Source organism: Archangium sp., assembly GCF_057119385.1.
In genome coordinates this window covers 1-9,071 of the sequence record NZ_DBNGVP010000220.1, presented here as the reverse complement: position 1 = coordinate 9,071, position 9,071 = coordinate 1, and the positions used below count along the sequence as shown (strand labels likewise).

At 68.1% G+C, this 9,071-nt stretch carries 9 protein-coding genes; 7 read left to right on the top strand and 2 right to left on the bottom strand.

The annotated features are described in order from the left end of the window. Positions 1–1,208, top strand: a 1,208-nt coding sequence (locus tag AC16DP_RS49825; protein ID WP_483957115.1) for a hypothetical protein, incomplete at its 5' end; no start/stop codon positions are given. Then, a complete protein-coding gene (locus AC16DP_RS49820) occupies positions 1,205–1,987 on the top strand; it encodes a hypothetical protein (RefSeq protein ID WP_329728188.1) in 783 nt (260 codons plus the stop codon). The genes AC16DP_RS49825 and AC16DP_RS49820, both read left to right, overlap by 4 nt. A 75-nt stretch (positions 1,988–2,062) precedes the next feature. On the opposite strand, the gene astB is transcribed toward AC16DP_RS49820, so the two are convergent. Next, on the bottom strand, positions 2,063–3,388 hold the full coding sequence (gene astB / locus AC16DP_RS49815) for an N-succinylarginine dihydrolase (RefSeq protein WP_329728187.1): 1,326 nt from the start codon (positions 3,386–3,388) through the stop codon (positions 2,063–2,065). 17 nt (positions 3,389–3,405) lie between these two features. Here astB and AC16DP_RS49810 point away from each other — a divergent pair, with 17 nt between their 5' ends. The 5 genes from AC16DP_RS49810 to rpoN all read left to right on the top strand — a co-directional run bounded on the left by AC16DP_RS49810 (position 3,406) and on the right by rpoN (position 8,319). After that, complete coding sequence (locus AC16DP_RS49810) at positions 3,406–4,320, top strand: lysophospholipid acyltransferase family protein (protein ID WP_414640702.1); 915 nt, start codon at positions 3,406–3,408, stop codon at positions 4,318–4,320. 14 nt (positions 4,321–4,334) lie between these two features. Then, positions 4,335–4,874, top strand: coding sequence for an LPS export ABC transporter periplasmic protein LptC (gene lptC, locus AC16DP_RS49805; protein WP_329728185.1), 540 nt, complete (start codon positions 4,335–4,337; stop codon positions 4,872–4,874). Next, a complete protein-coding gene (locus AC16DP_RS49800; RefSeq protein WP_329728184.1) occupies positions 4,871–5,809 on the top strand; it encodes an LptA/OstA family protein in 939 nt (312 codons plus the stop codon). The genes lptC and AC16DP_RS49800 overlap by 4 nt, the downstream gene beginning before the upstream one ends. After that, the gene (gene lptB / locus AC16DP_RS49795) at positions 5,806–6,543 is read left to right on the top strand and encodes an LPS export ABC transporter ATP-binding protein (RefSeq protein WP_329728183.1); all 738 of its coding nucleotides are present in this window, start codon (positions 5,806–5,808) and stop codon (positions 6,541–6,543) included. The genes AC16DP_RS49800 and lptB overlap by 4 nt, the downstream gene beginning before the upstream one ends. Before the next feature lie 261 nt (positions 6,544–6,804). Then, positions 6,805–8,319 carry an RNA polymerase factor sigma-54 gene (rpoN, locus tag AC16DP_RS49790; protein ID WP_329728182.1) on the top strand — a complete coding sequence of 505 codons (1,515 nt, stop codon included), beginning with the start codon at positions 6,805–6,807 and terminating at the stop codon, positions 8,317–8,319. 153 nt (positions 8,320–8,472) lie between these two features. Here the strand turns inward: rpoN and AC16DP_RS49785 are convergent, their stop codons facing one another. Further along, positions 8,473–8,937 carry a L,D-transpeptidase gene (locus AC16DP_RS49785; protein ID WP_329728181.1) on the bottom strand — a complete coding sequence of 155 codons (465 nt, stop codon included), beginning with the start codon at positions 8,935–8,937 and terminating at the stop codon, positions 8,473–8,475. Positions 8,938–9,071 lie beyond the last annotated feature (134 nt).

Here is a 9,071-nt window from a genome sequence, read left to right as displayed (position 1 = left end):
GCGCGGCGGGGGCCCGGGCCTCGTCCGGACTGCGTGAGTCGGTGGAGTCCGTCCAGGCCCTGGTGAAGACGCTGGAGCGGATGCTCGCCGAGGGCAAGGCCGTTGCGACACCGGACGGACTGCGGTTTTCCCTGCCTGGCGGCGCCGAGGCCTTCAAGCAGGCTTTCTTCGCCATCCGGGGGGAGATGGCCGCCGCACGGGCCCTCGGCGGCATTCGCGGCGCGGGGCTCGCGGCAGAAGGAGCCGAGAAGACGCTGGAAGCGTTGAAGCTGCTGGCGGCGGAGAGCCAGGAGATGGCGCTCGCCTACGGTGCGGTGGCACGGCGTGCGGCGGCGCTGCCGGCCGACAAGGCCCACGCCTACCTCGCCGCGGTGGAATCACTGCGCTCCTCTGCCCGTGGTGCGGCGACACCAGCGCTTGCGGAGTTGCTGCGGCACTCAGGAGCACGAGGTCTAAAGGACCCACTTGCCTTCCTGAAGGAGGCCCAGTGGCTCGTCAGTCACCCGGAACTTGAAACCGAAGCGGTGGTCGAACTGGCGAGGAAAGCGCGCAGGGGCCGTGTGGATTTGGGCTGGCTGCCCTCGACAGGGCTGGCCCTGGAGGATCTCAATGCCATGGCCAGGAATGAGAAGACATCTTGGAGGCTGTTCCGACGAGCAGCGGCGGAACCGGGCAATTTAGAGGTGCAACTTCGGGCACGTGAGCGACTCCGAGGCATCGCAGCGGAAATACTAACAGAGCGCAATGCGCAGAAGCTCTTCCCGGGCTTCCGGCTGACCGGACGGCAGGTGAAGATGAAGGAGGGTCACGTCATTGACAACGTGCTTACAGCAAAGACAGGGTCCAAGCTCCAACATGGAGTGGAAGTAAAAGGCTGGAACGACAACCGCTGGCGCAAGACGCTTGACACCTGGCTGACCAAGCAGGGCGGCGCCACGCTCAACAAACAACAGGAGGCGCTCGTAAAGCAACTCCAGCACTTGCTCGACCAACTCGCGGACGCAGCCAACGCACCCCGCGGGAAACCGTTCCTCGTCGTTACCGACAAGCTGAGTGGGCCGACCTGGGAAAAACTAACAGACTTCCTGCGAACAAACGCGCGGCAAACTCAGGTCATCGCGGTGGAGGAAGCTCAGATATTGGAGAAGACGAAGCAGTTGCGTGCGGCACTGAATCTGCCGGAGAACTTGTCGGGAGGTGCGCCATGAGCCGGTGGCCTCTCTGGGCGGTCCTGGCTCCAGGCGAGTCCGCACGGTTGGAGAGCCGCGCCCAGGCCATCGTGATGCCGGACTGGGACGAAGAGGACGGAGAAGAACTTCCCTTCAAGGTCATTCCGGGCAGTGGTCGCTACCACGCCATCGTGGGGACGGACCCCGGTGACGTGGGTGCAGAGATGCAACTCGCCGAGGAACTGTCCCTCGAATGTGATGAGCCCGTGTATTCGATTGAGCGCGCCAGCGACCCCTGGATCGTCATGTCATGGCGGAACGGGGCGCTTGAGGTCTTGGACGTGGACCCAGAATCACTGGCCACGTCTCTCGGCTGTCCGCTGCCAAGCCGCGAGGAATCTTCAGACTCGCCTGCAAATAATCCTCTGCGCAAAGTCGCCCTGGTGGAAGGAGTCAGGGCTGAGGATGCGCGCCGCGTTCTGGATGAGGCCGACGACCCATTTCCTCCGGGACACTACCGACTTGAGGACACGCCGCAAGGGCTCCGGATCTCCAGCGGCACAGGCAATATAGGGTACGCCGACATCACTGTGTCTGAACGGATTCCCCACGCGACCGTGTATGCAGTGATTGCCTCGCCGGACCTGGACGAGTTTTTTGTTACCGTGAGGCGGGGGGGGGAGGGCATCGAAGAACTCGCGCAGCCGCCTGAGGCGTTTCCTCGTCTGCCGGTCGTCAGCGAAATCAAGGGCGAGCGCTCGCCCGAGCGGATTCTCGCGGCCCTCGGCATCCCAGCGGAGTGGTTCCGGAATGAATGACGGGTGCCGGGGCGGCCTCGCCCTGGCCCCGTACACCCGTCCGAGCGGAGTGGCGTCGCCCGGTTCCACAATGCCTCACTTCTGGAAGTCGTAGACGTTGCCCAGGCCGAGGATGCGCGTGAGCTCGTCCAGGGCCGTCATCGTCTCGCGGGCCAGCTTCGGGTCCGCCAGGTCCCTGGCGCGCAGGTCCTCGCGGTAGTGCCGCTTCACCCAGCCGGCGAGCGTCTCGTGCAGCTCCGCGCTGTAGAAGACGTTGGCCTTCACCGCGGCGCGCTCGGCGTCCGTGAGCCACACGCGCTGGCGCAGGCACGCCGGACCGCCGCCGTTGTTCATCGACTGGCGCACGTCCAGGTAATACACGCGCTTCACCGGGTTGTTCTCCGCCACCACGCGCTCCAGGAAGCGCCGCGCCGGCTCCGTCTCCCGGCTCTCCTCGGGCGCGATGATGGCCATGGTGCCATCCGGCAGCGTCAGCACCTGCGAGTTGAACGGGTAGGCCTTCACCGCGTCCCGCGCCGGCAGCTCCTCGTTGGTGGCCAGCACGTACGTGAAGCCCTCGCCCAGCTTCTCGCGCAGCGTCTTCAGCAGCCCCCGCGGGTCCACGAAGGCCAGCTCGTGCAGCATGAGGAAGCTCTCGTTGCCCACCGCCATCACGTCCGTGTGGAAGGCGCCCGCGTCAATGCCCTCGGGAGCCTGCTGTGGCAGCAGCACCTGCGCCGGGTCCAACTTGTGGAGCCGCGCGAGCGCCTGGCTCGACTCGTACGTCTGCCGCGCGGGGAAGCGGGTGGGGTGGCGCACATCGTCCCGCCACGCGCTGCGGCCCCAGGCGAGCACGTGCACCGCCTTGTGCCCCGGCGTCACCAGCCGGATGTGGTTGGCCGCGCCCTCGTCCGCGAAGTGCCCGCCCCCGGGCAGCGGCGCATGCACCGCGAAGTGCTTCTCGTCCGCGAAGATGGAGCGCAGCACCGCGTGCGTCGTCTCCGCCTCCAGCGCCCGGTGGAACATCTGCTGGAGGTTGGCCGGCGTCAGGTGCATGCGCCCGTCCGCCGTGTCCTCCGAGGGCGCGCCCGTGGCCGCGTTCGCCGTCCACATGGCCGCCGAGCTGGACGTCAGCCGCAGCAGGTGCTCGGCCTCCTTCCCGGCCCGGGTGATGACCTCCTCGTCCGTGCCGGTGAAGCCCAGCGCGCGCAGCGTCTTGAGCGAGGGCCTCGGCTGTGGCGGTAGCACCGCCTGGCCCACCCCGAGGCCCGCGACGAAGCGCATCTTCTCCAGGCCCTGGAGGGCCGCCTCGCGGGGGTGGCTCACCTCGCCGCCGTGCAGGGAGGACGCCAGGTTGCCGGGCGACAGGCCGCCATAATTGTGGGTGGGACCGACGATGCCGTCGAAGTTGTATTCGCGCATGGGATATGGAAACGCTCGTGGAGCGCCCACCCTTAGCAAAGCGTCTCAAGCGTTTCCTCCGCTACCTGCTCGTCCGTGCGGCACTGGCCATCGTCAGCCTCCTGCCGCTGGGCCTGGCCCGGTGGTTGGGGGCGGGCTTCGGCCGGTTCGCCTTCGCCGTGGCCGACGGGGAGCGCCGCAAGGCCTTGAAGTCACTGGCCCGGGCCTTCCCCGAGAAGTCCGACGCGGAGCGGCATGAGCTCGCCCGCGCCTCCTTCCGCCACCTGGGCATGGCCGCCTTCGAGGTGGGCGCCACCGCCGCCATGGACCGGCGGTTGGAGCACCTGGTCCGCTGGGAGGCCCGCGACAGGAGCGTCCTGGAGGCGGCGCTCGCCCGGGGCAAGGGCGTCGTCTTCGTGTCCGGCCATGTGGGCAACTGGGAGTTGCTGGCCCGGCGGGTGGCGCGCGCGGGCTACCCCAGCCAGAGCATCGCCAAGGAGACCACGGACCCGCGGCTCACCGCGCTCGTCGAGCGGTTCCGCGCGCAGGGCGGGGTGCGCAGCATCTGGCGGGGCCAGGAGGGCGCGGCCCGGGCCATGCTGCGCGCCCTCAAGGCGGGAGAAGTCCTGGGGCTGCTCATCGACCAGGACATGAAGGTGCAGTCCGTCTTCGTGCCCTTCTTCGGTGAGCTGGCCGCGACGCCTCGCGCGGCGGCGGACCTGGCGCTGCGCACCGGCGCGGCGGTGGTGGTGGGCTTCTGTCAGCGGGAAGGCGACGGTTACCGCCTCTGGATGGAGGAGGTGCCCTGGCAGGCGAGCGGGGACCGCGAGGCGGATGCCGTGGCGCTCACGGCCGCTCTCTCGCTCGGCATCGAGGCGGCCATCCGCCGGGCCCCCGAGCAATGGGTGTGGATGCACCAGCGTTGGAAGACCCGTCCCACCCCCGCCCGGTGATAGAGATACGCCTCGTGCGACGTCCCCTCCTCAGCCTCCTCGCCCTCCTGGCGGCCTGCACCCAGAAGCAGGCCACCGAAGATGCCTCCGCGCCGCCCGCCGTGGTGATGCATGGGGTGCGGCTGCGCTCGTACGACGGCAGCACCCTGTCCATGACGGGCGAGGCCACGCTGGCCACCTGGGACCGGACGGGCGAGCTCACCGCCACCCAGGCCACCGTGCACGTGCCGGACAAGGGCGCGAACGGCACCGCCCCCAAGGGCAAGCAGGCGGGTGGCACGACGGTGCGCGCGAAGCTCATGGAGGGCAACCCGGGCGCGCGGCAGCTGGTGGCCTCGGGAGACGTGGAGGTGCGCACGGCGTCCGGCCTGGTGGCGCACACCCCGCGCGCCACGTATGACGGAAGCCAGCAGGTGGCGCGAGGCACGGAGGGTGTCGAGGTGACGGGACCGAATGGCCGCATGCGGGCGGACGCCTTCTCCCTGTCCTTCCCCACGGGGCAGTTCGACTTCGAGGGCTCGGTGCGGGCGAACGTCCAGGGGGCCACGCGGTGATTGAGTACCTGGTCACGGCCTTCTTCGTCGCCCAGCCGGTGCAGCCCGCCGCGGCCACCGCCAGCACGGGCACTCGCGCTCCCAACACGGCCGTGGCCGCCCCGAAGGGGGGCGAGACGGAGATCACCTCCAAGAAGATGACCATCCTGCGCGACCAGTCCACCTTGATGTTCAAGGAGGACGTGCGGGCCCGGCGCGAGTCGATGGACCTGCGGTGTGACGAGCTCACCGCGCACTACGCGCAGTACGCCGGCAAGTACACGGCGACGCGCGGCGAGTGCGTGGGCAACGTGCGCGCGGTGGACGGCGAGCGCACCGCCCAGGGCGAGCGGGCGGACTTCGACGTGCCTGGCCGCCTGCTCGTGGTGACGGGCAACCCCGAGGCGCAGGACCCCGCGGCCCACCTCGAGGGCTCCGAGCTGCGCCTGATGCTGGGCAGCCAGAACTTCGAGGTGAAGGACGCCACCGTCACCTTCAAGTCGGCGCCCGTCGAGGTGAAGGGGGCTCCGCAGAACAACCCCGTGGTCATCACGTCCAAGCGGGTGAATGGCACGCGCTCGCAGGCTGTCTTCTCGGGTGATGTGACGGTGAAGCACCGGACCATGGATTTGCGGTGCGACAAACTGACCGCCTACTACAACGGCACGCGGGAGGTGACGCGTGCCGATTGCGTGGGCAACGTGCGCGCGGTGGATGGAGATCGCCGCGCGAAGGGCGCTCGCGCCCGCCTCGACGTCCCCACCGGCATGCTGGTGGTGACGGGCAATCCCGAGGCGGAGGATCCGATGATCCACTTCCGGGGCACCCAGGTGCGCATGGCCCTCGGGGGCAAGAGCTTCGAGGGAGATGACGCCACCGTCGTCTTCAAGACGGCGCCCCTGAAGGAGCAGGAGCAGCGGCGCAAGGACAAGACGGGGGGAACGAAGCAGCCATGACGAGCCATCTCCACGCAGAGGGTCTGCAGAAGAGCTTCCGCAAGCGCCGGGTGGTGCAGGGCGTCTCCTTCCATGTCGCGCAGGGCGAGGTGGTGGGGCTGCTCGGGCCCAACGGCGCCGGCAAGACGACGAGCTTCAACATGGTGGTGGGCCTGGTGCGGCCCGACGCGGGGCGGGTGCGCGTGGACAACGAGGACCTCACGTCCCTGCCCATGCACCGCCGGGCCCTGCGCGGCCTGGGCTACCTCCCACAGGAGGCCTCCGTCTTCCGCAAGCTCACGGTGCACGAGAACTTCCTCTCCGTGCTGGAGCTGCAGAAGGGCCTGGACAAGGCGGCCCGGGAGCGCCGCGCCCGCGAGCTGCTGGAGGAGTTCGGCCTGAGCCACGTGGCCTGGTCCTTCGGCGAGACGCTCTCCGGGGGCGAGCGGCGCCGCGCCGAGATTGCCCGCTCGCTCATCCCCAACCCGCGCTTCATCCTCTTCGACGAGCCCTTCGCCGGCGTGGACCCCATCAACGTGGGGGACCTCCAGCGGCAGATCGCCCACCTGAAGTCCCGGGGCCTGGGCGTCCTCATCACCGACCACAATGTCCAGGACACCCTGGGCATCTGCGACCGCGCCTACATCATCGCACAGGGTGAAATCCTGGAGGAGGGCACCCCGCAGCAGATTGCCTCCTCGGCCCGGGCGCGGGCGGTGTACCTCGGGGAGCGATTCCGCTTGCAGTCGGTTTGAGGGCCGGGTTTCCGGCCCCGTGGGGGGCTCGCGGACCGGCTGGAGCCGCTCGCCGCCTCGGGCCGGCACGTCCATTGCGCAACGTCTCCCCGTTGGATGGAGACAGTGCAAGTAGGCGGAATAAAAGAAGAATTTCACAAAATGCAAAGTGCGGGCCGGACTCTCGGACACTGGACGAAGTCAGGGGGCCTTGCTACTTTGGCACGGTCCTTGATGGCGGGCCGCCGTCGAGTCGATTGTTGAAACGGGCGGGAGATAGAAATGGCGATGGAACTCAAGCAGAGCCTGAAGCTGTCGCAGCAGCTGGTGATGACGCCCCAGCTGCAGCAGGCCATCAAGCTGCTGCAACTCTCGCGGATGGAGCTGCTGGAGCAGGTCCGCGAGGAGATGGACCAGAACCCCCTCCTGGAGCAGCCCGACGAGACGCCTTTTGGCGATACCTCCGACAAGGAGCCGGGCGAGGCCTCCATGGAGGCGGCGAACACGGAGATGCCGGCGGGGGTGGAAGCCCGGACCCCGGACGCGGCGCCCGAGTTCAAGGCGGATGGGGATGGTCCGCCGGAGATCGACTGGGAGGCCTACCTCAACAGCTACCAGTTCAACGAGCCCACGACCGCCTCCAACAAGGGCAACGTGGCGACCGAGGACATGCCGTCCTTCGAAGCCAACCTGGTGGAGAAGGAGGACCTGGTCGATCACCTGCAGGAGCAGCTCGGGACGCTGCGGCTCAACGAGGCCGAGCGGCGCATCGGGATGCTGATCCTGGGCAACCTGGACCACGACGGGTACCTGAAGCTGGAGGACGTGGAGGGAGATCCGCTCATCCGCCTGGCCAACGAGGCGGACGTGCCCATGGGGCTGGCCGAGCGCACGCTGCGCCGCATCCAGAACCTGGAGCCCAAGGGCTGCGCCGCGAGAGATCTGCAGGAGTGCCTGCTCATCCAGGTGTCGGCGCTGAGGGACAAGCACGCGCCGCTGCTGGGCCTCATCATCAAGCGGCACATGAAGTACCTCGAGAGCAAGAACCTTCCGGCGATCGCGAAGGACTTGAAGGTGCCGCTCGAGGAGGTGGTGGAGGCGTCCAAGCTGTTGCCGAAGCTGGACCCGAAGCCGGGCCGCAACTTCAGCGGGGACGACGCGCAGTACATCACCCCGGACGTGTTCGTCTACAAGATGGGCGAGGACGAGTACACGGTGGTGCTGAATGACGACGGCCTGTCGAAGCTGCGGATTTCTGGCACGTACCGCAACGCGCTGAAGAGTGGCGGGGTGGGGCCGGGGCAGACGAAGGAGTTCATCCAGGAGAAGCTGCGCAGCGCGCAGTGGCTCATCCGCTCCATCCACCAGCGCCAGCGCACCATCTACAAGGTCACCGAGAGCATCGTGAAGTTCCAGAAGGACTTCCTGGACCAGGGGATTGCCCACCTCAAGCCGCTGATTCTGCGGGACGTGGCCGAGGACATCGGGATGCACGAGTCGACGGTGTCGCGCGTGACGACGAACAAGTACGTGCACACCCCGCAGGGCATCTTCGAGCTGAAGTACTTCTTCAACTCGTCCATTGCCCGCGTGTCCGGAGAGGACACGGCGAGCGAGGCGGTGAAGCACCACATCAAGCAGCTGGTGTCGCAGGAAGATCCGCGCAATCCGTACTCGGACCAGAAGATCGTCGAGCTGCTGAAGGCGCAGGGGACGGAGATCGCCCGGCGCACGGTGGCCAAGTACCGCGAGGTGCTGGGCATCCTCCCGAGCAGCAAGCGCAAGCGCTACTTCTGAGCGTGTCGCTCGAGCGGCTCGAGCACCTCGTCAGGACCCCTCGCCCCACCGAGCCCATTTCCCCTCGCCCTCCGGGAGAGGGACGGGGTGAGGGTGCCCGGTTCCCGGGTTGAGCCTGTGGCTCGCCCGGTGCTTCCCGAGTCCCGGGGACGTCTACTTGCGCGAAGCCACGGCGCCCGAGAGGTCCGGCAGGCCCGTGGGCGTGGCGGGCGGGGCCTTCAGGTTCGGATCGTTGATGCTGTCGACGATGGCCACCATGTCCCCCACCTTCAGCGCGTCGTAGAGGGCGATGATGTCGGCGTTGTCGTGGCGGACGCATCCGTGCGACACGTCCTCGCCCTGCTGTGCGGGAGCGCTGGTGCCATGGAGCTCCTCACCCGAGCGGGAGCCATCGGCCCACGAGAGGTCGATGATGCGAGGCCCGAAGACGGGTCCGCCCCACAGCTTCTTTCCGAGGGCGTGGGACTGGGCCTCGTCGAGCTTGCCCGTCACCTTCTTCAGGCCCGGGTCCGTCTGGGTGGCGCGAGTGCCCACGGCGTTGCCGAAGATGGACTGGAGCTTGCCCTGGGCGTCGAAAAGGAAGGTGCGGTGCTCGTTCTTCACCACCACGACGCGCACGGGCGTGCCGTAAGGGTCCGGTCCAGCCCAGGGTGTAGGCCATCAAGAAGCGTGGCACGGTGGCCGCGTGATGGACGGCACGTCGACAAGCCTATCGCTGCTGAGCCTGCTGCTGGGCCCACGACTCGGGGAGG